Source organism: Cryobacterium algoricola (assembly GCF_004402485.1).
In the GTDB taxonomy this organism is placed as follows: Bacteria; Actinomycetota; Actinomycetes; order Actinomycetales; family Microbacteriaceae; genus Cryobacterium; species Cryobacterium algoricola.
On the sequence record NZ_SOFG01000024.1, the window covers coordinates 23,815 to 46,333 of the forward strand.

The 22,519-nt window shown below is 63.6% G+C and carries 20 protein-coding genes; 12 read left to right on the forward strand and 8 right to left on the reverse strand.

All coding sequences use genetic code 11. The features are described 5' to 3' along the window. The first annotated feature begins 4 nt into the window (after window positions 1-4). Both mobF and E3O44_RS20035 read left to right on the forward strand, forming a co-directional pair. Window positions 5-1,993: a MobF family relaxase gene (gene mobF, locus E3O44_RS20030; protein WP_478213358.1), complete on the forward strand. Its 1,989-nt coding sequence runs from the start codon at window positions 5-7 to the stop codon at window positions 1,991-1,993. After that, window positions 1,953-3,482 (forward strand): hypothetical protein, encoded by a 1,530-nt coding sequence (locus E3O44_RS20035; protein WP_478213359.1) that lies wholly within the window; start codon window positions 1,953-1,955, stop codon window positions 3,480-3,482. Before mobF ends, E3O44_RS20035 begins: the two co-directional genes overlap by 41 nt. A 29-nt stretch (window positions 3,483-3,511) precedes the next feature. Here the strand turns inward: E3O44_RS20035 and E3O44_RS17130 are convergent, their stop codons facing one another. After that, window positions 3,512-3,973 carry a DUF1643 domain-containing protein gene (locus tag E3O44_RS17130; protein ID WP_134536074.1) on the reverse strand — a complete coding sequence of 154 codons (462 nt, stop codon included), beginning with the start codon at window positions 3,971-3,973 and terminating at the stop codon, window positions 3,512-3,514. Between the two features lie 609 nt (window positions 3,974-4,582). On the opposite strand from E3O44_RS17130, the gene E3O44_RS17135 reads away from it, so the two are divergent. The 4 genes from E3O44_RS17135 to E3O44_RS17145 all read left to right on the forward strand — a co-directional run bounded on the left by E3O44_RS17135 (window position 4,583) and on the right by E3O44_RS17145 (window position 8,420). After that, a complete protein-coding gene (locus tag E3O44_RS17135; protein ID WP_134536075.1) occupies window positions 4,583-5,944 on the forward strand; it encodes a hypothetical protein in 1,362 nt (453 codons plus the stop codon). A gap of 246 nt (window positions 5,945-6,190) precedes the next feature. Further along, window positions 6,191-6,370 carry a hypothetical protein gene (locus E3O44_RS19330; protein WP_166792701.1) on the forward strand — a complete coding sequence of 60 codons (180 nt, stop codon included), beginning with the start codon at window positions 6,191-6,193 and terminating at the stop codon, window positions 6,368-6,370. A 239-nt stretch (window positions 6,371-6,609) separates the two neighbouring features. After that, window positions 6,610-7,326: an HNH endonuclease gene (locus E3O44_RS19335; RefSeq protein WP_166792702.1), complete on the forward strand. Its 717-nt coding sequence runs from the start codon at window positions 6,610-6,612 to the stop codon at window positions 7,324-7,326. Further along, window positions 7,323-8,420: a hypothetical protein gene (locus E3O44_RS17145; protein WP_134536079.1), complete on the forward strand. Its 1,098-nt coding sequence runs from the start codon at window positions 7,323-7,325 to the stop codon at window positions 8,418-8,420. Before E3O44_RS19335 ends, E3O44_RS17145 begins: the two co-directional genes overlap by 4 nt. A 196-nt stretch (window positions 8,421-8,616) precedes the next feature. Here E3O44_RS17145 and E3O44_RS17150 read toward each other — a convergent pair whose 3' ends face one another. Both E3O44_RS17150 and E3O44_RS17155 read right to left on the reverse strand, forming a co-directional pair. Then, window positions 8,617-9,339: a hypothetical protein gene (locus tag E3O44_RS17150; RefSeq protein WP_134536080.1), complete on the reverse strand. Its 723-nt coding sequence runs from the start codon at window positions 9,337-9,339 to the stop codon at window positions 8,617-8,619. A gap of 390 nt (window positions 9,340-9,729) precedes the next feature. After that, the gene (locus tag E3O44_RS17155) at window positions 9,730-10,761 is read right to left on the reverse strand and encodes a hypothetical protein (protein ID WP_134536082.1); all 1,032 of its coding nucleotides are present in this window, start codon (window positions 10,759-10,761) and stop codon (window positions 9,730-9,732) included. A 123-nt stretch (window positions 10,762-10,884) separates the two neighbouring features. Here E3O44_RS17155 and E3O44_RS17160 point away from each other — a divergent pair, with 123 nt between their 5' ends. Both E3O44_RS17160 and E3O44_RS17165 read left to right on the forward strand, forming a co-directional pair. Further along, window positions 10,885-11,364: a hypothetical protein gene (locus E3O44_RS17160; RefSeq protein WP_134536084.1), complete on the forward strand. Its 480-nt coding sequence runs from the start codon at window positions 10,885-10,887 to the stop codon at window positions 11,362-11,364. A 176-nt stretch (window positions 11,365-11,540) separates the two neighbouring features. Then, window positions 11,541-11,759, forward strand: coding sequence for a hypothetical protein (locus tag E3O44_RS17165; RefSeq protein WP_134536086.1), 219 nt, complete (start codon window positions 11,541-11,543; stop codon window positions 11,757-11,759). Window positions 11,760-11,957: 198 nt separating this feature from the next. Here E3O44_RS17165 and E3O44_RS17170 read toward each other — a convergent pair whose 3' ends face one another. Together E3O44_RS17170 and E3O44_RS19340 are read right to left on the reverse strand one after the other, a co-directional pair. Next, complete coding sequence (locus E3O44_RS17170) at window positions 11,958-12,203, reverse strand: hypothetical protein (RefSeq protein WP_134536088.1); 246 nt, start codon at window positions 12,201-12,203, stop codon at window positions 11,958-11,960. Window positions 12,204-12,494: 291 nt separating this feature from the next. Further along, window positions 12,495-12,668 carry a hypothetical protein gene (locus E3O44_RS19340; RefSeq protein WP_166792703.1) on the reverse strand — a complete coding sequence of 58 codons (174 nt, stop codon included), beginning with the start codon at window positions 12,666-12,668 and terminating at the stop codon, window positions 12,495-12,497. Window positions 12,669-13,843: 1,175 nt separating this feature from the next. On the opposite strand from E3O44_RS19340, the gene E3O44_RS17175 reads away from it, so the two are divergent. Continuing rightward, window positions 13,844-14,500 carry a histidine phosphatase family protein gene (locus tag E3O44_RS17175; RefSeq protein WP_241976404.1) on the forward strand — a complete coding sequence of 219 codons (657 nt, stop codon included), beginning with the start codon at window positions 13,844-13,846 and terminating at the stop codon, window positions 14,498-14,500. Here the strand turns inward: E3O44_RS17175 and E3O44_RS17180 are convergent. Together E3O44_RS17180 and E3O44_RS17185 are read right to left on the reverse strand one after the other, a co-directional pair. Then, complete coding sequence (locus tag E3O44_RS17180) at window positions 14,497-16,416, reverse strand: ABC transporter ATP-binding protein (RefSeq protein WP_134536090.1); 1,920 nt, start codon at window positions 16,414-16,416, stop codon at window positions 14,497-14,499. The two genes, E3O44_RS17175 and E3O44_RS17180, sit on opposite strands and share 4 nt — an antisense overlap. A gap of 159 nt (window positions 16,417-16,575) precedes the next feature. Next, window positions 16,576-18,174, reverse strand: a complete 1,599-nt coding sequence (locus E3O44_RS17185) for an MFS transporter (RefSeq protein ID WP_198415984.1) — start codon at window positions 18,172-18,174, stop codon at window positions 16,576-16,578. A gap of 426 nt (window positions 18,175-18,600) precedes the next feature. Here E3O44_RS17185 and E3O44_RS17190 point away from each other — a divergent pair, with 426 nt between their 5' ends. The 3 genes from E3O44_RS17190 to E3O44_RS17200 all read left to right on the forward strand — a co-directional run bounded on the left by E3O44_RS17190 (window position 18,601) and on the right by E3O44_RS17200 (window position 22,020). Beyond that, window positions 18,601-19,998: a sugar porter family MFS transporter gene (locus E3O44_RS17190; RefSeq protein WP_134536091.1), complete on the forward strand. Its 1,398-nt coding sequence runs from the start codon at window positions 18,601-18,603 to the stop codon at window positions 19,996-19,998. Window positions 19,999-20,083: 85 nt separating this feature from the next. Then, complete coding sequence (locus E3O44_RS17195; RefSeq protein WP_241976405.1) at window positions 20,084-20,656, forward strand: RNA polymerase sigma factor; 573 nt, start codon at window positions 20,084-20,086, stop codon at window positions 20,654-20,656. Window positions 20,657-20,724: 68 nt separating this feature from the next. Further along, a complete protein-coding gene (locus E3O44_RS17200) occupies window positions 20,725-22,020 on the forward strand; it encodes a hypothetical protein (RefSeq protein WP_134536093.1) in 1,296 nt (431 codons plus the stop codon). Between the two features lie 119 nt (window positions 22,021-22,139). Here the strand turns inward: E3O44_RS17200 and E3O44_RS17205 are convergent, their stop codons facing one another. Continuing rightward, window positions 22,140-22,442: an ArsR/SmtB family transcription factor gene (locus tag E3O44_RS17205; RefSeq protein WP_134536095.1), complete on the reverse strand. Its 303-nt coding sequence runs from the start codon at window positions 22,440-22,442 to the stop codon at window positions 22,140-22,142. Window positions 22,443-22,519 lie beyond the last annotated feature (77 nt).

The window sequence follows — 22,519 nt, forward strand, 5'->3', positions numbered from 1 at the left end:
GGTGATGAGCGCCGGCGATGGCTACAAGTACCTGCTGCGCACCGTCGCTGCCGGCGACGGGCAGCGGTCGCTGTCCACGCCATTGACCCGGTACTACAGCGCGAAGGGCACGCCCCCGGGCCGGTGGATGGGAAGCGGTCTCCCCGGCCTCGGCTCCGGTCACATCGTCGAGGGTGCCGAAATTACGGAAACCCAGCTGCAGCGATTGATCGGGTTGGGGCGCGACCCTGTCGATGGCAAACCTCTCGGCCGCGCCTATCCCGTGTATCGAAGCTCAGTAGAATCGGCGCCGACCGGCCGTGGCCCGGAGCCGGTTACTCGACGGCGCGCCGTCGCCGGGTACGACTTCACCTTCTCGATTCCGAAGTCGGCGAGCATTCTCTGGGGCGTGGCAGATGCGGCGACACAGTCGCGGATCGTGCAGGCGCATCATGCCGCGGTTTCTGAGGTGATCGCGTACATGGAGCGCGAGGTCGCGGCGACGCGGACCGGGGCCACGGCTCACGACGGGGCCGTTGCGCAGGTCGAAGTGACGGGCCTGATCGCGACGGCGTTCGACCACTTTGACAGCCGGGCCGGCGACCCGCACCTGCACACGCACGTCGTGATCAGCAACAAGGTGCAGACCGTACTCGACGGCAAGTGGCGCTCGCTCGACGGCCGCCCGATGCACGCGGCCGTCGTCGCACTCTCCGAGCTGCACGAGTCCTTGTTCGCCGACGCTCTGACGCGATCACTGGGCGTGCGGTGGGAGATGCGGGAGCGGGGGAGGGATCGCCACCCCGCCTTGTCGATCAGTTCCGTTCCGGAGACGCTCGTCGCGGAGTTCTCAACCCGGTCGCGGCACATCGACATCGCGGCGGACGCGCTGATCGACGCGTACCTGACCAGGCAAGGCCGCAGACCAGGCCCAGTAGCGATTATGAAGCTTCGGGCCCAGGCAACGCTCACCACCCGGCCCGCGAAGAAAGTGCACTCGCTTGCCGAACTCGCCGCGGCCTGGCGCGAACGAGCGGAGCGAGTGCTCGGAGACGACGCAACGGAGTGGGCGACCGCGTCGGCCAGTAACTCTCGGGCGCCGATGTTGCGTGCCGAGGATGTGCCGCGCAAGGCGATCGATGCGCTCGGGTTGGGCGTGATGACGTCGGTGAGTGAGAAACGCACGACCTGGCGGCATTGGAATCTCGCCGCCGAGGCCGCACGTCAGATGATGCAGCACCGCTTCGCATCTGCGTCTGATCGTGAAGAAGTCATCAGCCTCGTCGTGGCTGCCGCCGAGCGGGCCTCGTTGCGGATCACGCCACCCGAGCTCGCGCCGAGCCCCGTCGCGTTCCAGCGAACCGACGGCACGTCGGTCTTTCGCCCGAAACACACCACGCTCTTCACCTCGACACAACTGCTTGACGCGGAATCTAGGCTGCTGGAACGCGCGGCGGACTCGACCGGGCCGCGAGTTGCGGCGGCGATGCTCAGCGCAACCTCGCGCACGCGGCTGCCGGGTGGCGCAATGCTTGCCGACGACCAGCTCGCGGCCCTCACTGCGATCGTCGATTCCGGGCGGGTAGTTGATGTGCTGGTGGGGCCGGCCGGTGCGGGCAAGACGACGGCGATGAACGCGCTGCGGCGTGCGTGGGAGGCGGAGCATGGTACGGGGTCGGTGGTGGGGCTCGCTCCGTCGGCCGCCGCCGCCCAAGTGCTGGCGGAGGACCTCGGCATCACGACCGAGAACCTGGCGAAGTGGTGGCACAACCACCTCGACCACGGAGCGACGTTTGACGCCGGCCAGCTCGTGATCGTCGACGAAGCCTCCCTGGCGGGCACGCTGTCCTTGGATCGGATCACCGCGCTCGCCGCGAACGCCGGCGCCAAGGTTCTGCTTGTCGGCGACTACGCGCAGCTCCAGTCGGTGGACGCCGGCGGCGCGTTCTCCTTGTTGGTCCACCGCCGGGTGGATGCCCCCCGAGCTCGTCGACGTGCACCGCTTCACACATGAGTGGGAGAAGACGGCCTCCCTCGGACTGCGCCAGGGCGACCCCGACGCGATCGACCACTACATCATGCACGACAGGGTGAGCGGCGGTATCACCGAGTCGATGGCGGATGCCGCCTACTCGGCCTGGTGCGCGGACGCTCGAGCCGGCAAAGTGACGGTCCTGATCAGCGACTCGAACGAGACAGTCGCATCCCTGAATGCGCGCGCCCGCACGGGACTCATCCTCGAGGGTCGCGTCAACTCGGTTCGCGAAGTCGCTCTCCATGACGGAAACCGTGCGGCCGTCGGCGACGCGGTGATCACCCGCCGGAACGACCGGCAGCTGCGCAGCGCCCGGTCCTGGGTGCGCAACGGCGATCGGTGGACCGTGGTCGGAGTGAACCAGAACGGCTCGGTCGACGTTCGCCCGCAAGGCCACCGGTGGGGGAGCGCGGTGCTGCTTCCCGCGGACTACGTCAAGGACCACCTCGAACTCGGCTATGCCGTCACGTCGCACCGCGCGCAGGGCCTGACGACCGATACCGCGCACGTCGTCGTGACCACGGGCATGACGCGCGAGAACCTCTACGTCGCGATGACGCGAGGTCGCGAGGCGAACACCGCCTACGTCGCCGTCGACCGACCCGATGTCGCCCACGTCGGGCCGCAGCCGGGTGGCGACCAGGCCGCGACGACACGCGGCGTCCTCTGTGGGGTTCTTCAGCACATCGGTGCCGAACTCTCCGCGCACGAGACGATCGTGGCGCAGCAGGATGCCTTGGGTTCGGTGGCGCAACTTGCGGCGGAGTACGAGACCATCGCGGCGGCCGCACAACGCGACAGATGGGCGGCATTGGTACGCGGCAGCGAGCTCCCACCCGGCCAGGCCGAGGAGGCCATCAAGTCGCCTGCATTCGGGGCGCTGGCGTCGGAACTCCGGCGAGCCGAAGCCCACCATCTCGACATCGAGAGCCTGCTTACTCGAACGGTGGCAGCACGCGGGTTGGACGATGCCCAGGATGTTTCGGCCGTTCTGTGCTCCCGAATAGCGACGGCGGTCGCGCGTGACGCCCAAGCGGTCCGCCCGCGCCGGATGCCGCGACTGATCGTCGGGCTCATCCCGGAGGCAACTGGACCAATGACCACGGCGATGCGCCAGGCTCTCAATGAGCGCCGTGATCTGATCGAAGCGCGAGCGAGCGCCGTCCTCGACAGGGCTCTGCTCGGGGGAGCCAAGTGGACTCGGGAACTCGGAGCCGTCCCAGGACGACAGATGACGAGCAGTTGGAGACAGCAGGCGCGCACGGTGGCGGCATTCCGGGACCGCTACGCAATAGTCGGTATGAGAGTGCTCGGCCCCGCCCCACAGACGGAGACCGAGCGACGCGATACCGCTCGAGCTCGTACCGCGCTGGAGGCCGCGAAGCGGATCTCGAACGGACGAGACGCCTTTGCGACACGGTTCCTGGGCCGCACGACGCGGCCTTCGCCAGTTCGTATCCGATTTTGATATCCAGCCGCCGACAACTCCCCACGGAGCTACGGCGTCCACTCGATCAGTGGCGCATCGGCGCGCACGTAAAGCGGATACCTGGGGTGCCCGTTCTTTGAAACGCCCAACGCGTGAAGTCGCGGCAGCAGCGCCAGTGCGCGGGTCACGCGGGCTGGGTCGGCGTTCGTGCCCCACCCAGCGACAACGGTGCCCGTGACGTCGGCAAGCACGCGATCATTGTCCGGCCCAACCGGGTCGGCCGCGGCCATCATCACTTTCGGGTCCTTGGTCCGGAACGCGTACAGATTGAGGATCACCATACCGCCGTACCCATCGCGCTTCGCGAAACCGATGCACCGCCGCAGGGTTGGATCGAGTTGCACCGCGTCGGCGGTGCTCGGGTTGAGCAGCACGAACGTGATCATCGGCAGCGCCGCATCCCAAACACGAGTCAGCCTGTAGCGGTACTCGCCATGTATCTCTGCGGTGGCGGAAATAAACTCAGGCATCGGGCCTCCTCCCGCCAGAACATATCGTCAGGCAGATACTGAGCCTAGCCGTGCGCGTTAACCCGTCGGTGTCCGTTCGCCTTGGACTCTCGAACCACCATTGCGAACGAGCGGGCGCGGGCCCGGGGTTCGTCCGATCGCGCGGACGGGGCAGCTGGAAGCCTCAGGGCTTTCCCTCTGGTCCCCGTTGAAAGCATTCCGATGAGGCAGTAGTCGTATCTGTTGTTGCCACTGAATGGGGGGAGAGGTACATGAGCCGGTGCTGCAGACCCGCGCTGAACATAGTGCGATGCGCCAAAGCGCGTCGACGGCAGAGTGTGCGCCCGCCAATTTGGAGTACGCTCCATCAGGCTGTCAGGAGCCGCGTCTTACGTCGTAAATGGGGTTGAATTCGGATTCCTTGATAGGACTACCGCTAGCCCAGGAGTCAAACCAGGCACTACTGCGACGACGCACTTCGGACAGGTCAAAAGAAAGGCCAAGTTGCGAGACACTTAGTAGGCCCGTCCGCAGTCGACGCGATCGGGTCAATCTCGCTATGCCACGTTTGTCATTGAATTTCATTGCCACGGCTTACGGCAGGCACTGCCGACTGGGGGAGAACCAATCATGACCGCCAACAACAGCAATGCGATCGTGCCTGTGTGGACACTCGCCACTGAAGAAGTCAGCCTTCCGAACCTCTTCGGCGAGGGGAACCTCACGCCCGCCCGTCTCGCTGAGCTGCGGACAGTCCTCGCGTCCCTTGCGGTGAGCCCGATCGCGACGCTGGAAGTCCACACGAAGGCGGACAGGCGCGCTCGGAGTGGTGGTATCCGGCTCCACGCGGCGAGCCCGCTTGCTAATCAACTTTCTCAGCTCGTCTCCCAGACAGTGAAGTCTGGGGCAACAGCAAAGTCGGTTTCGCCGGCTCTAGACGCCGCTGCCGCCGGTGATGTTCTCTACCGGATGGTAGTTCCGGCCAAGGTCGCCGCACAGTTCGGTCAGGGGCTCGTCAAGCCGATGATTGCCAAAGGTGTGCCGGGAGGTATCTACGGCGGTTTACGTGATGCCGCCTCAATTGTCGGGAATGCCGCTTTCGTACCGGTCGCTGGGAAGGCCGCAACTGCCGGCGCTGGTGCGGCAGCAGCAGGCGCCGGCGGAGCAGTTGGAGCGGCGGGAGCCGCGGGTGGAGCAGTTGCGACTGCCGGAGTTATCACTGTGGCAGCGCCGCTCGTACTGATGGCCGTCGCCGTCGGTGTGAGCGCCTACGCCGAGCATGAGCGCCAGCAAGCCATTGAGCGAATAACAGATCTACTCCAGCAGCTGCACGACAACGACCTTGAGAAAGAACGAAGCGAGCTCGACGGTTGCCGTGACGCGATCGACAAAGCCACCGCGGTCCTGCTCGACCAGGGGCGCATCGGCCCCGCGCTCGGCCTCGATTCTGCCGTTCACGCGATTAGTAAGTCGTTGGAATTGACTCGCCGTCGTCTATCGAAGTGGCAGGCGTCTTTGGCAAGTCTCCCGGAAGGTCCGGTTGAGCTTACGGCCCTCACAAAGGAATTCCCCGGCATCCACGAGGAGGGGGGAATCTTTCGTGCGCATCTCGAGCTCGCAAGGCTCACGATCGCTCTCAAGCGACGAGTGCTCGTGCTTCAAGCAGTCGAACAGGCCCAGATGGACGGTGGGAGTAACCCGTTCGCCAACTTCGTAAGCGCCCTTCAGGAAGATGAGCGTCGCGTCAACGAACTGGAGTCCGCGCTCAGCTCAATACTTCTCCACCTGTCGACGCTCGAGCTCAGGCGCCACACTGGTTTGTTCCATCCTGTGTCCACGCCGGGAGAAGTGGACGCTCTTCTCCGCGCGGTGTACCGCCTACGCAATTTTGCCAATGATCTGAGTGTCGGCGGTACTCACGCCGACGTTGCCATTGAGATCGAACGAAGCAATGACGGATCGCTAGTCGTGTTTCCCGCTGAAGCTGTTTGAGTATTGTCAGCGCTCTTTGAAAAATAGGCCAGTTTCGCGCAAACGGCCTACTTTTCAACGAGCGTCGACGAGTATCCGTTCCAAGTCATGAGCTGTCTGGTGGGGGACCAACCGCCACCAAGGCGAACGACGAAGGACCCGAGGGCTGCCGCCTCGTATCGGAAGGACCATCGGTCAGAGATCACCGTCCCGATGCCGGCGTCGGAAGGATGGGGCAGTGTCGCAGGTCGGGTCTAACCTTTTGCCATGGACATCAATGTTGGTCAGCTCTTTCTTCAGTCCTTTATCGACGGCTTCGCTCTCGTCGCTCACGCGGGTTGGCAGATGATGGTGGACAACCCTTGGATGTTCCTGCTCTTGCCTGGCATTCTCCTGCTCGGGCTCGTCCCCAGGCGCGTCAAGCGCCGTCCGCGTCGCAGCTTTTGAGCACCTCCAATCCCGGCGAGGTACGCGCCGCGGGTGAGGCCGACTCGCCTGCTCGACACGATCGCGCCGAGTCGAAGCAAATCGGAAAGTCGGGTTTCATCAGCTCCGTTGTTCGTCGGGGCGCTGCCCGAGGTATCCCTGAGGTCTATCAGGCCACGTTCACGATGGACGATGGCTCAATCCTTGAAACTCGAATGCCCACATTGAACGGGGTTGAGGCCACTGGCCATCATCTCCCTATGGAAATCGGCTACCTCGAATTCGGCGAGTGCCCAATCTGTCTTGAGACCACTCCCGGAACCAGAGAGCACGTTCCGCCGCAGTCCATAGGTGGCAATGTCATGACCCGAACCTGCGAACCCTGCAACAGCAAGTTCGGCAGCCTGTACGAACCGCATCTTCAGACTTGGTATAACGGCTCGACGGGCCATATTCGGATCTCGAGCGGTGATGTACTCGGTCGCCGACACGGGGGCGAGTATCTCGTTCGGGAGACAGTGGATGGCAAGCCCGTGCTTTTCTCCACTGGATACGTCGATCCTTCGTTTCAGCAGATGCTGCTGAAAGGAAAATTTGAGATTACCTACCCCCTCTTTGATGATGTGGCATTTCGTTTGGCTGCGATAAAAACTGCCTATCTCGCGGCCTGCCTTTTCCTGAAGATGGTCCCGCGTACCGATAATGCGGACGCCCTCCGCGCCGAGTTGGTTGCTGCACGCGATCACCCAGGGGACGGAGTATTCGCTCTGAGTCCGTTTCTGGAGTCGATCCGCGTCAGGCGAACCGCGGCAAATCCAGTACCAGGCGAAATTGCCTTTGTGCAGATGCTCCATGCTGACGACTCGATTACCTACGCGATAAGTTTCAACCGAGTCTTCTCGGTTGACTGGCCGCTGGATCCGATCCTTCTCGTGCCACCCGGACAACCCGACAACCTCTCGGAGACCTCGAAATGACCGGTGGACGCGCCTGCGTGTTCTGCGGCAGTACCGGCACCCTCACCCGCGAGCATGTATTTGGTGATTGGTTGAGCAAAATCGGGCTCGAAGACGTTCCTGTTCAGAGCGTCGCGGGCTCCCTCAATCAGATCGGGAAACGGATGGGGGAGTCGCGTCCGTTCCAGACCAAGGTGAAGAACGTCTGCGGCACCTGCAACAACGGTTGGATGAGCAGGCTAGAAACAGTTGCTCAACGCGTTCTCACTCCTCTAGCCCTCGGACAGCCGGGTCTCATAGAAGTCGCGGACCAGGCGCCGCTTGCTATGTGGATTCATAAGACAGCTTTGATGGCGATGTACCTGTCGTCTGCCGCGGACAGGGAGGCCGGCCACGGTGTACCGCCGTCCGAATACGCGTCGTTGTATCAACAGCGCGCAAGCATGGAACCGCTACCCAATTCCAGGTTTTGGATAGCTCGTTACACAGGTCGGCTGAGACTTGGAACGGTATGGGTTACTCCGGTGGCCGTCAACCAGGGCCTACCTGAGCCGGACTTCCCGCACGGCTACGCAATGACGATAGCTGTTGGCGCAATTCTGCTTCATGGCGTCCGTTTCACCGATCTACCCTTCGCCGTGGATGTCGCGACTCAACGCACGCTAAGTGAGATTTGGCCTGCGAGCGACGATGTCGAATGGCCCGTCAGTATCGACGTCTCCGACGATGATTTCTTAGGTCTCGCCCAGGGCCGGGAGTTCGTCCTTGCGGAGAGAGAAATGAGTCTCCGGCCGATGTCGTTCCTGATGGACTCGCCACAAAGCGAGCTCGTCGGGTTGATGGTTGAGATGCCGACCCCGTGTGGACAGGGACACACCATCTACTTCCCATCGGCGTTGGCTGAGGAGGGGATGCGGGGCAAGTTCCATTGGTTCAAGACCGAGTGTAAGTGTGGCATCGCGTACTTGGTGCACACCGAGCGAACAGGTGCCCATGTCAAGTCTGCAGGCGAGCCCGTGCGAATCGCTGTGGAGTACGACACGCTGGCTGGTTCTGAGCTCATTTACCGTGACTCTAGTTTCGAGTTCGGATTCAAGGAAGATGCCTCGCCGTGACGATTGAGTCCTAAACGCAGAGCGAGACCTATCTAGCGAAGTGGGTGCGGCTCTGCCACGAGGAGCTCATTTTCGTCGTCGATTGTGAGGAGTCATCATGATTCCGCGCTATGCGCCCGCCCGGACTCGTACGTCCGGCCTTACATCGTGATCGAAACCATACAGATCGTCACATTGGGGTTCAGCCTTCCTCGAACTACTCTCGCGACTCCGCCTCCAAGTCGACCCTCATGTCGAAGTCGGCTTCCTCCAAGCGATACTGACGACGTTCCTCCGCTTCCTCGCGCGCCAGGCGTTCCCGTTCGCGCTGCGCGCGCTCTTGCGCTTGACGCTCTAGAAATGCATCCCATGTACTCAGCGTCTGCTTCAACGAATCAAACTGCTGAGCGTGTCCGCTTTCGGGTTGTTGCCCCCGCGAGATTGCTAAGGCAAGCTCTGCTCCAAGCAGAAACGCATCGTCAACGAATCGCCGGGTGCTAATCGACCCGCTGAACGGCGCCAAGGGCTGGTAGTCCAGGAGTGAATCAACGATGGCAATGAGGCGGCTTCGGGCCTCATTGTCCCGCACCCGCCCCACCTTCATTCGAATCTGCTCCTGAAGCTCGGTGTCCCACTTGCGGTCGAAATAGGCATTGAATTCGGATTCGCCGCCCTCACCGAACTGCAGCACATGACGCCGGCTCTCGAAGAACAACGCTGCGATCTCTGTGCCGATTACAGCATCCGCCTCACGTGCTTCCGTTTCTTTGGACTCTTCCGTGGCTTCGTCTTCACGTTGGGCCCGTGCTGCCTCTCGAATAGCTTCTGCGTCACGTCGTTGCCGCTCCGTCCTTGCCAAGAGCAGCCCGCTAAGCGAAGCACCGAGGAGAGTTCCGACTATTGCAATGCTGGCGGTGATAATCGGCATCCAGTCGTCCATGCACCTGAGCGTATCGGTAGAGATCCGCCCGACCTGCCACCTTTTTCATCTGAGACGGGGAGCACGTTCCGCGGTGGGAACCGGATCTGGGTCGCGTTGCTCCGCCCACTCGCGTAAACAAGAAGTGATCAGCAGTGGGGTCATGAAGCGTCACATGCGACTGAGCATTGTCGTCTCGACAAAGTAACGGGGGCTTGCAGTGGAGGTCAGCGTCACCAGGCTTGCTACGCTGCGCAGCGGGCGTAAAACGCTCCGCGCTGTCGGCTTGGCATGAATCCCGATGAGCGTCGGCTACTCGAGTACGTCAGGGGCGAGACACGCGGGTGCTAGTCGACACTGTGCGGTTAGAGAGTGCTCGCAAGAACCCGTCTGTCAGCAACCACAAATGGCTCAGAACGGCGTGTCGTCTCCATGCTGGCCGAGTCGCTCCCACGGGTCCTGCTCTTGGGACGGCACTGCGGCTGTCTGCGCCTCGCGTTCGAGGCGCACGCCCTCTTCGCGTGCAGCCGCGGTGTCGGCCTCGCGCCTTTCGCGCGCGGCCACGATGTCGCGTGGCTCCCGGTTCGATAGCCGCACCATGAGCGCACCGACGACGTGCATCATGAGCCAAGCGTCCGCCTTCGTCACATCGCCCTCGCGATGACGGTGGGCGTTTCCACGGTCGGACCTGTCTGCGTTTACCCAACCAATTAGGGGCTTCATGAGAGAGCGATCGGCGGGACTAATGACCTTCTGGCGTTGCGCGTTGTCGAGCTGGTCGGAAACCGAGTTTCCTTCGACGCCGAGCGCCCGGAAGAACTCCTGAAGCGAGGTGGCCGCCTGCGTCAGCGCGACATCCGTCTCGCCCTTCGAAAGTCGCGTAAGCGCACTCTGGTATGCGTTGGACGCTGTGTTGAACACGGGGTCGTCGCCTAAGAGGATGGTCGCGGGCCGCAACACCTCGGAGTGCATTACGTAGTTCCCGCGCTCCTGGAATCGCCCGTCCTCGAAAAGCCAGTCGGCGCGGGCGTGCAGCAACCTGTCGTTGACAACCTCGATAAAAGCGTCGAGGTTGTACTCCGGCTCCACGTCGGGGCGGTTGCCGTACCCCGAGTCTTCCCACTCCTCGTCGTGGTCGGAGAGCCAGAGGAACGCGTTCACGACCGCGGCCAGAGCATCGAGTCGTTCGTAGTCGTCACCTTCACCACGCAGGCGGTTCGCGCTTACCCACACCTTCGAGTCGCGTTCACCTAGGCGCTTGTCGGCCATGTCGAGCACCCGTCTCGGCATGTTCGTGAAGGTCTCCAGTGCGGCGATGACCTCGGCACCAACCGGGGTCGGACATCCGTCGAGCCAGGTGATGCCAGTCTCCAATTCCGCGACAGCTTGCTCACGGCGGCGGCGAAGCTCGGACGGCAGCGGGTCAAGGCGGGTATCTCGCACGCAGTCAGTGTATCGAGCCGCATACGTCAGCAGGGCGGGTCAGCGAACGGGGCGAGAGAATGCGCAGTGCGGTGAACGAGAGGTCGGCCATGACGCCCACAGTATCTGCGCTACCTCGAAAGAATGGTTCTCGACCTGCTCACCTGCCAGGACCGCGCCTTCCTCCATCACTTTGCGACGCACCAAGGCGGCCATACGTCCGCGGCAGTCATCCTCGGCTTCGAGTTCGTTCACGTGACTATCGCGCCTCCCGCTGAGACGCTCGTGGGCTTGCTTGGCGGGAAGGCGGGCGAGGCAGGTGGGGTTCTCATGCCGACGGAGAGACGAATCGAGTGGGTGGGGCCGCGTCCAGACGACGCGCTGACGTCCGTGCTCGCCGGAAGCACTTCGGAGGAACTGCTTCTTGGCCACGCTCTGCCGAGGGGATTCGCAGGTGACGTCGCCATCTGGGAGCGAGGTACCGAACGGTTCGAGGGCATACCGCCAGAGGAGGTGCCGCTGATGCCCGCGCTGCGTTCGTCGGACGTTCCTCAGAGGATTGCCTGGGCCCTTTGTCATCGACGTCCTAAATCGCGCCCAGTGTATAGCGCCGTCGTGATGTGAACCAGACCGTGGACCGAGGGCACGACCGAACGCCAATACCGGCCATGCTCGATCACCGGCGGCCGCTTGCGGGGGTGAGGTTAGGAGGGCTCGTAGGACCCCTCAAGGCGGTTCAGAAGCTCGGGAGTTGAGCGCGCCCGTGGCATAGTCTGAAGGTCGACGACAAGGAGGTCTATATGGCCACGCGCAAGACAACGGGTCACCCGATTCTGCCCGCCCGCCTGTTCGATGAGATCAACCAGATCTGGGGCGAGGAGGCCGCAGTCGAGACTCTCGACAAGGTGCAGGTCGGTGAGATGACTGTCGAACAAGTCCAGACTGGACTGCGCCGCCCCGATATCGAGCCGGAGGACTGGCAACGATTCGAGGAGGGGTGGCGTCCAGACAACTGGTGACCATTCATACACCGCGGATCTCGGTCCCAACTGCCGGCGTGTCGGCTGAGGCCGGCACATGCCAGTCGTAGGCGACCGCGAACCCAAAGGGCAATCGGGCGGTCCCGCCTCACAACCGACCCGGAGCGAGCAATTGCCCGAAACCAAGGTCGTGTATTGCTCTGGGGCGGAGGTGATCGTGATGCTGTGATTCGCCGTTCAACTCTTATAAGGCGCTGTAAGCGGCGAGCTGACGACCGTTGTCACCGAACCGCTCTCCGCCTTTCGGGCTTGCTCTTCGGACTCTTTGGTAGAGGAGGCTGCGATCTTCAAGTTGATGGCGACGAGGCAGACGATGCCGGCCATGACCATGTAGCCAGTCAGCGATTTTTCCGCGCCGGCGCTGCGGTAGAGGTGTCGCAGGTTGAGAAGGACCGAAAGATTCCCAACATCGCTGACGAGCACGGCGCTGAGTGTCTGAACTTATTCGATGTGATGCGCGACCAGGGCTGGCGCTTCTTGTCGGACAATGAGGCTTTCGGGCGTAGTGGCGTCAGGAGCGGCTCGAGGCGGCCGAGCCTTCGATGCCTCGGCGACACCGAGCGCTAGAGTCGGGTCATGGAATTCTGGGCTGCGTTATGCGGCGCGTTGGTCGGCGGGGCGGCCTCGGCTGTGACGGCTTGGCGAGTCCTAGTGGCGGAGGCGAGTCGTCGGGAACGCGAACGCTTCACGGCTCTGCGGCGTGAGCTGACTGTATCACTTGCTCGGGATCTGATAGATCTCCAGGCGTGCGTCGCGAATCCGTCCATGAACAGCGGCCGATTTGGTGAGGTTGAGTCGTCTGCCGAATCGAGCCTCGCGCTCTTTCAAGCGCACCTCGACCTCCCTGATGAAGTCGCGGTAGCTGAGTTCGCACTCCGGGTAAGGCATTCAGTCCGATTTGCGACTGCACTTGGTTCCGTTTGGGGCGACGCGCGCTTTGTCCGCACAAGAGCCGTCGAACCATTGCTGCGGTGGTCAACCGGCGATGAAACCTATCCTGACGCTTGGTTCAGGGCGCGCGTCTCAATTAGCCCCGAAGCTTTTAGCACCACGAATTACGACATTGAACCTGCCGCGACACGAATGGCGATGAGAATAGCCAGCTAGCGTCGCGCTCGTTGAAGCCGCTGCGCCCAGTCGCCCAAATCGGGTGCGGCGGCACAATGAAACCGCAGGCGTCTGGAGAGCTACTGGTTCAATACAAGCTCTTGACGCTCTGGATTGCCTCGGCCCGAATGGCGGCACTGTCGGAATTGAGTTGGTCGTGTATTCGCCCGGGCGGCCAGGAGCAGTAGCCGTACAGGCCAAGACGGTCGAGAGAGCGATGCCCGCAGACGGAACCGCCAAGAGCCTACGACCGATCCTCGTCACTGGACATGCACAATCACGAGCTGCGGCGTGCGGGGGAGGCTCGTGGAGCCGCTCGATGCGCTTCTCAAAGTCATCATTTACTCATCTAATTCATCCCTATTTGACCCAAAACGATGACCTACAATTGGAAGCAGCGAACCGCCCGGTTCCCTGTAAACACAAGGGAATCCGAGGGTTTTCGGAGACATTCGGTAACGACCAAAATATGGCCAGAACCTTCAGGGGGTCGCCGGTTCAAATCCAGTCAGCCCGACCAAATGTCCCGGAATCTCAAGGGATTCCGGGGCTTCTTGGTTAAAGGATCTGACGAGAGCCCCCGCGCTACGCGAGCGTGCTAATCGAGGCACCCGGCGAAAACCGTAAAGCCCTACTGAACGTCTAGGCTCCTGAGGTCATCCGGGCGGTCGTGTCGAAGGTCTCGTGGACCTCTAGTTCGGCCGCGACGGGCAGCGTTAGAACTCACACCCGCGTGGGAGCGGAGTACGTCCGTGTCGAGAGCGGCATACGGGGTTCCCGGGGGCGAGCATCTCTTCGCTTCCCGAGTCGTCTGCGCTCACCATGAACGGCCGTAGCCTCGTGATTGCTGGGATGCCCGTTCCCCCACCCGTTTCGAACGGCCGCGGGGTTGAACGCTGCTCTTTCCAGCAATCCAAAACCTCCATCGAAACCGGGGGTGATACTACTGTTGCCGTATGTTCATGAACGAGCCGCTGCCCAGCCACCCCGCTCCGGATAACCCGTCAGGGAAGCTGATTCTCTTGCGCCATGGAGAGACGGAGTGGTCGAAGGATGGCAAACACACTGGGCTCACGGATGTTCCGCTCACCGACCGGGGAGAGGAACTAGCCCGCGGCGCGGGCAGGTTAGTGGCCGGTTACGATTTCTCCCTCGTGCTGACCTCGCCGCTGCAGCGTGCCCGACGCACTGCTGAGCTCGCTGGCCTTCAAGCGGACGTTGATCCGCTTCTCGTTGAGTGGGACTACGGCGGGTACGAGGGGCGTACGACGCGCGATATCCGCAGCGAGCTCGGCTACAACTGGAGCGCATTCACCCACGGCGTGATTCGTGGTAGCACGCCCGGTGAGACGGTGGAGGAGGTCGCCGCCCGCGCGTCGCGGGTGCTCACGCGGGTGCTGCCTGCCATGGAGGAGGGAAATGTCGCCCTGATCGCGCACGGCCATTTCCTGCGCATTCTCACCGCCGTGTACCTGAGGATGGCCCCTCGATTCGGTGCTCAAATCACCCTGGATGCTGGATCGGTCTCCGTGCTCAGCTTCTACCGTGAGCAGCCGGCCATCGTGTCGTGGAACTACGGAGCCGAACTGCCCTTGGTGCCCTCAGAGTCCTAAGTCGTGACCCAAGCTGCTGTGCGGCTCAGCGCTTCCTCATCGGCCGCAACATTTTTCTGCACGGCGAACTGGGTCCGGTGCAATTCCTCGTACCGCCCACCCGCAGCCAGCAGCTCCTCGTGCGTACCGCGCTCCACGATCGAGCCGTCCTCAACCACGAGGATCAGGTCCGCGTTGCGGATGGTGGAGAGGCGGTGGGCGATCACCATCGCCGTCCGTCCCTTGAGCGCCTCGCTGAGGGCCGCCTGTACGGCGGCCTCCGACGTCGAGTCCAGCGCCGCCGTCGCCTCGTCGAGGATAACGACGCGCGGCTGGGCGAGCAGGAGCCTCGCGATGGTCATCCGCTGGCGCTCACCCCCGGACAGCCGGTAGCCGCGCTCTCCCACCATGGTGTCCAGCTGGTCCGGCAGCGACCGGATGAGCGGCTCGAGCCGCGCGCGGCGGACGGCGTCCCACACCTCGTCGTCGGTGGCCTCCGGCCTCGCGAGGCGCAGATTGGAGAGGATGGTCTCGTGGAACAGGTGGCCGTCCTGCGTCACCATGCCCAGGCTGTGCCGCATGGACACGAACGTGACGTCGCGGACATCCGTCCCCGCGAGGCGCACGGCACCGCTGTCGACGTCATACAGGCGCGAGAGGAGCTGCGCAATTGTGGACTTGCCCGCACCGGATGAACCCACGAGGGCAACGGTCTGCCCCGGCTCGATCCTGAAGGACACGCCGTGCAGCACCTCGTCGCCGCCGCGGGTGTCCAGCGTAGAAACCTCCTCGAGAGAGGCGAGGGAGACTTTGTCCGCGGACGGGTAGGCGAAGCGGACGTTGTCGAACTCGACGGCCACTGGGCCTTCGGGGATGGCGATGGCGTCGGGCTTCTCCTGGATGAGCGGGTCGAGGTCCAGTACCTCGAAGACGCGCTCGAAGCTGACCACCGCGCTCATGATCTCCACCCGTGCGTTTGCCAGGCCGGTGAGCGGCGCGTAGAGGCGGGTGAGGAGGAGCGCCAGGGTGACCACGTCACCGGTATTCAGCTGGCCGGCGAGTGCGAGGGCGCCGCCGAGCCCGTACACGAGAGCGAGGGCGAGGGCGGAGACGAGCATCAGTGCGGTGAAGAAGACGAACTGCAGCATCGCGGTCCGGACCCCGATGTCGCGGACACGGGCGGCGCGGACGCGGAACTCCTCGGCCTCCTCGTCGGGCCGACCGAATAGCTTGACGAGGGTGGCGCCGGGCGCCGAGAAGCGCTCGGTCATCTGCGTGCTCATGGCGGAATTGTGATCGGCGGCTTCGCGTCGTAGCGCGGCGAGGCGACTGCCCATGCGGCGCGCGGGTACCAGGAAGATGGGGAGCATGATCACGGCGAGAACCGTCACGAGCCAGGACGTGCTGAGCATGACGATCAGGGTGAGGGTCAGCGCCACGAGGTTCGTGACCACGCCGGACAGCGTGCCGCTGAAGGCCTGCTGGGCGCCGATCACATCGTTGTTGAGGCGGCTTACGAGGGCGCCCGTCCGCGTGCGGGTGAAGAACGCGATCGGCATCTTCTGCACGTGGTTGAAGACGGCGGTGCGGAGGTCCAGGATTACGCCTTCGCCGATCCGCGCCGAGTACCAGCGCGTCACGAGTGACACGGCGGCGTCGGCCACGGCCACGAGGGCGATGACCACTGCGATCCACACGATCGTGGTGACCTCGCCCTGGGCGACGATGACGTCGACCACCTTGCCGGCGAGTACCGGCGTCGCGACCGCGAGGAAAGCTCCCACGATGGAGAGGGTGATGAAGACCAGCAGCTTGGACCGGTAAGGCACGGCGAACGTCATGATCCGCCGAACGGACTCACGGGAGAAGCCGTGCTTGCCGTCCCTGGCGGTGGAAATCTTGTGCAGCGAGCTCCAGGCCGCGCTTTCCATGCTCATTGAGGTTCCTTCCGAGGGCAGAAGGCCTAGCTTAGATGGCGACGTGCCCGAGCTTTGCGAAGCGGTGTGACGGCTGGAGCTAGCCAAGCTCGCGATGGATGCCGACTTGGCACGGTGCCGCCCCGGCGGCGGCACCGTGCCATCGAGCCGGTGTGCCGGTCAGCTCCCGTTGGAGACGGGCGTGACGGTCGGGGAGATCGCGTCCTCGGGCCAGGCCGACTCGTACGGGTGGCCGGTCAGTTTCTCGACGACCACACGGGCCTCGGAGGTGACGTCGTCCTTGGAGCCGCCGGCCTCGAGGCGGTCGATCTCGGTGCGCAGGACTGCGTGGCTCTGCGGGTCGAGGTACATGAACCGTGAGATGGCGAACGCGATAGCGATGAGGAGGAGCGGCCCGAGGATGACGACGAGGGCGATGACGTGCTGGGTGCCGGTGCTCTGAACGAGGGGGCAGGAGGTGGTGCACGAGGCGTCGAGCTGCACGCCGCCCGCGCTGCCGGGCTTGAGGAAGCCACCCAGGTCCAGGAACCACGAGACGAGGAGGGTCGCGACCGCGCCTGTCGACTTGCGGCCGAAGGTCATCACCGCGGCATAGATTCCGGCGCGGTCCTGGCGGGTCATAATCCGGTCGACGTCGGGGATGAACGGGAAGACGTTCCACGGCGTGAACTCGAGGAGGGCTCGTCCGGCCTGATATGCGAGGCCGACGATGACGAGCAGCACCATCGTCGAGGACGGCTGGATGAGGTAGATCGCGCCGAGGGCGAGCAGGCAGGCGATGATCACGGAGTAGGACATGGCGAACAAGTAGCGCGGGCCCTTGCGGATCATGAGGAATGCGGCGAGCACCGTGGCCGGCAGCCCGATGATGGACAGCGCCTGGAGGGTGAGGCCGAACGACTCGCTGCCGTGCACGGCGTACACGACGAAGAACGTCAGCGCTGTGGCGAAGATGTCCTTGCCCGTAAAGGAGAAGAGATAGATCGCCAGGTGCTTGCGGAAGCTCGAGTTCTTGAACGTCGAGCCGAAGTCCTTGAGGTTGTCGGTAATGAGCTTTCCGACGGGCACCTTGGGCTGGGCGTCGAGCTCCGCGAGGAACTCCGGGGTGAGCTTGCGCTCCCAGGTGGTGAAGTACGTCGTGATGACGGCGCCGGCAAACAGCACGGAGAAGATGAGACCGGTGATGAGGTAGGCGTTCGGGCTGTTCGTCGCCTTGATCTGGGCCGGGATGAAGAAGACGAGGAAGGTGCCCGTGGCCGACAGGAACATGCGGGTTGAGCTGAGCTTGGTCCGCAGCTTGTAGTTGTCCGTCATCTCAGTGGGCAGGGTCTCCCACGGGATGAGAATCATCGCCATGATCATCTCGACAGCCAGGTAGACGATCAGGTAGTACCAGAAGCCCTGTTGCGAGATCCACAGCAGGGGGAAGACGACGAGGAGTAAGGGTGCGCCGATGAGCAGGAAGAAGTGGCGGCGGCCGAACTTCTTGCCCAGGCGGGTCCGATAGAAGTTGTCGGTCAGCGGGCCGATGATGAGGCTGACGACCGCGTCGACGATGCGGGCGATAAAGAGGATCGTGCCGGCTTGGACGGCGCTGACATCCCCGTAGGTCGTGAAGAAGTACAGCATCAGGCCGCTGATGATGGTGTTCCAGCCGCCGCCCATGAGGTCCAGGACGCCGAAGCCAATGCTCCGGGCAAGCGTAATGGGTCGGGCCGTGTACACGCGTGGGGTCGATTTATCGATGAGGGGGCTCACGTCTTTGTGCCTTCTGCTTCAGGGTCCCAGGCTCGTTCCGGGGATGTTTGCACACTACCATACAAGAACACATGCGTTTGTCGTCGAGGCATGAGCACAGTGATAGACGCCATCCGTCATCTTTAGGATGCTGAAATTATGTGAGCTAGGCTAACTAAAAGCTTGATGTTAGCGATCACTTTCGGCCGAAGAGCCCACTGGCGTGGCATCCAAGTCCCATAGCCGGGAAGGGCATGCATCAGAGGCATGCGTCAGAGTGGACAGCTGCGATAGGGAATAGCTCAGCACACCACAATGTGCCGCGCTCCATTCCATCGCCGAAACCGCACTCATGGCACAACGGCATAGGCCCGAGACGACGTCCCGGCCGGCCATCCTTCCTAGTGATCAACCGGGGCTGAAACTAGTTCCTCACTCGGAGTGAAAATGGAAAAAGATAAAAAGATCGACAGTAAATTCATTTACTTCTTCGGATCCTTCGGAGGCATCCTTTTCGGCTACGACATCGGAGTCATGACTGGGGCGCTGCCGTTCCTGCAAAGCGACTGGGGCCTTGACGATGCCGCCGTCATCGGTTGGGTAACCTCTGGCGTGATGTTCGGCGCCATCTTCGGTGGCGCTGTGGCCGGACAGCTTTCCGATCGATTCGGACGGCGCAAGATGATTCTCGCCGCAGCGGTCGTCTTTATGCTCGGATCGGTCCTCTGCGGCCTGGCACCGGAGGGTGGCGTCACCTATCTGGTCATCGCCCGCATCTTCCTGGGCCTGGCGGTCGGTGCGGCCTCCGCATCGGTTCCCGCGTACATGTCCGAGCTTGCGCCCGCGCGGCTGCGCGGACGCTTGTCCGGCCTGAATCAGACGATGATCGTCTCCGGCATGCTGATCTCCTACATCCTGGATTTCCTGCTGAAGGATCTGCCGGAAGCGTGGGCGTGGCGAGTGATGCTCGCGACGGCCGCAGTGCCGGCCGTGATTTTGTATCTGGGCGTGTTGCGGTTGCCCGAATCGCCCCGGTTCCTGGTGAAAGTCGGCAAGGAAAACGAGGCACGCACGGTACTTCGCTACATTCGCCGCCCAGACGAGGTCGATGCCGAGCTCAGATCGATCCAGGAAACCGCCCAGGTCGAGAAGCAGACGGCTGGCAACACCTCACTTGCGACGTTGTTCGACAGTAAGTACCGGTATCTCGTCATTGCGGGTGTCGGTGTCGCCGCGTTCCAGCAGCTCCAGGGTGCCAACGCGATCTTTTACTACATCCCTCTGATCGTGGAAAAGGCCACCGGCAATGCGGCGAGTTCGGCGCTGATGTGGCCGATCATCCAGGGCGTGCTCCTCGTGCTCGGCTCATTGCTGTTCCTGGTGATCGCGGACAAGTTCAACCGACGCCTGTTGCTGACCGTGGGTGGCACGATCATGGGCGTGTCCTTCCTGCTGCCCGCGATACTCAATACCGTGCTGGAGGACGCGAATCCGATGATGATCGTGGTGTTCCTGAGCATCTACGTGGCAGCCTATTCGTTCACGTGGGCCCCACTCACCTGGGTGATCGTCGGAGAGATCTTCCCCATGGCGATTCGCGGCAGGGCCTCGGGTGTCGCCTCGTCCTTCAACTGGATCGGATCGTTCGCTGTCGGTCTCTTGTTCCCGATCATGACCGCATTGATGAGCCAGGAGGCGGTGTTCGCGATCTTCGGTGCCATCTGCATTCTTGGTGTCGTCTTCATCCGGACTCGTGTCCCCGAAACTCGTGGCCGCACGCTGGAGGACATCGAAACCAAGAGTATTCCGACCCAGAAGGCTTTCGCCTCTCTCGAGAGGCGATGAGTTCGTCAGCAGGAGGGGGACGATGTTCTCCGAAAATTCGGGGCGCTGCGTGCAAGACTTTCCGCGGATGCGACATATTCAGTAGGTGAGCATCGCCGACACCCCAGCCACCGCCGACACGAGCGGGGGAGCGGCGATGCCTGACAGCGAGGACCCGCCCAAGACGGCGGCCGATGTGGACTGGTTCACCGTGATGGTCCGCGAGCACTCGACCGCGCTCGTGCGCTACTTCGTCCGCCGCGGGCCGCGTCAGGATGCCGAGGACCTCGCCGCCGAGGTCTTCGCGACGGCCTGGCGTCGCCGCAACGACGTGCCACGGGAGGCCGTGCTGCCGTGGCTGTATCGTACGGCGGGGTTCACGCTCGCGAATTCGCGCAGGAAGCACCTCGATCTTCCCGTCGACGAGGTGCCGGAGTCCGGCGTGGCGCGAGTCGACGGCGATCCGGAGTTGAACATCCTCTTCGATGCGGAACTCCGGGGCGCGCTGGCCAGCGTGGGCGAGCGCGACCGGCAGATCCTTCTTCTGCACGCGTGGGAGGGTCTGGATGGAGCCGAGCTCGCCGAGGTGCTCGGTATCTCCCGATCCGGGGCGGAGGCCGCGCTGTCGCGCGCGCGCCAGCGATTGCGAGACGCCTGGGGCGAGCGGATGTCCTTCTAGGGCTTCTGCAAGATTCGGCACGCCCCGCACATATACCAGGTGAACCGAAAGCCCGGAGGCTGAGTGACATGAACGACGACGACACACAACACGACCCGCTCGCCCGGCTGCGTGCCGCCGACCCGGCGGGGGACATCGAAGCACGTCCCGGGTTCGCCGACGAGGTCATCGCGCAGATGACCGGCCCTGAGGCCGAACCGATGGCCGGATCGGTACCCGTGGCCGACCTGGACACAGCACGAGCACGCCGTCGGCCCCGCTGGCTTCCGTTCGTCGCGGTCGCGGCGTCGATCGCGATCGTCGGTGCTGCGGGATACGGGATCGGAGCGACCACGGGCGGGCCGAAGAACCTCGCCGACGGCGCCGCTCCGCCCATCACTCTCCAATCCAATGGGCGCCCCGAGAGCGTCGCGCACGGCGGAATGGCGCCATCCGTGGGCTCTGGCGCCGCTACCGACCAGAAGATGTCCTCCTCGACGTACCCGTACGGATCCGGCCGGAACGCCTTCAGCGCGTCCGGTCTCGGCACTCAGGCGGGCACGGCTCAGGCCTATGCCTACGACCCGCGTTCGGCATCCACCTCAGACACGGTCGCCGCGCTCGCCGCGGCGCTCGGCATCGGGGCACCGGTCGAGCTGCGGGACGGCAGCTGGATCGCCGGCCCGCAGGACGGCAGCGCCCCGAGCCTGTCCGTGAGCCTCGACGGCATGCTGTCCTTCTACTTCCAGAACCCGCAGATAAACCCGTGGAAGTGCGAGGGTGACAGCGCCTGCGAGCCGACCGGCCAGCCGCCGAGCGAAGACGCTGCGATCGGAGCGCTTCGTGCGCTCCTCGTCGCCGCCGGCCAGGATCCCGCCACGTTCGAATTCAGCTCTCAGGTGTCGGAGGGCTCTCCCACACGCACCGCTGCGGCAAGGCCGGTCATCGACGGGCAGCAACTCGACCAGGGCTGGTCCGTGGACATGGCCGAAGGCGGTGTCGTCAACGCCAATGGCGCCCTCGCCGACATCGTCGCTTTGGGGACGTACCCGGTGGTCAGCGCGCACGAGGGCTTCGAACGACTCTCAGACCCGCGGTTCAGCGGAGCGGCCACGACTCTGCCGATCGCCCTCCGCGATCAGGCGTCGACGACCGAGGAGTGGGTGGCACCGACGGAACCGCCGGCAGCACCCGTCGCCGGCACGGCGGTCTCCTGGCCGGTGAACAAGGTCGAGATCGTCAGCGCACGCCTGGGTCTCACCACCCAGTGGCAGCCGGACGGGAGCGTCCTGGTGGTTCCCGCGTTCGCGTTCACGGATTCAGAGGGCGGCACCTGGTCGGTTCTCGCCGTCGCGGATTCGATGCTGGACTTTCGGGCGTTCTAGACCAGGACAGTCGCTCGCACGCATCCTCTTGACGGCAGGCCGGCCGCCCTTCCACGTTCTCGTTGCCCGATAAATCGATCCCATCGAGGATCTTTCTCCTCGGCCCGTGATCGAGTAGGTCACTCCCGTTCCAGGTCCTCCGCGATCTGCTTGATCGTGGCCAGCCGGCGGTCCCACTGCGCCCCGATGAGGTCGAGCCGCCGGGCGGTCTCGGTGAGCTGGCTGCCCAGCACCCGGTACCGGACTTCGCGGCCCACCCGCACCGGCTCGACGAGTCCGACGTCCTGCAGCACCGCCAGGTGTTTGGCGATCGCTTGGCGGGGGACCGGCAGGACCTCGGCGAGGGCGGATGCTGAGGCATCCGCTCTGCCGAGGGCTGCCAGGATGCTCCAGCGCGTGTCATCGCCGAGGGCGGCGAACACCCGAACGAGGGTGGATGCGGTGGCGTTGCTGTTCGCCCAGCGGTCGCTGTCTACGCCGTTGGCCCGCTATTGCAGCG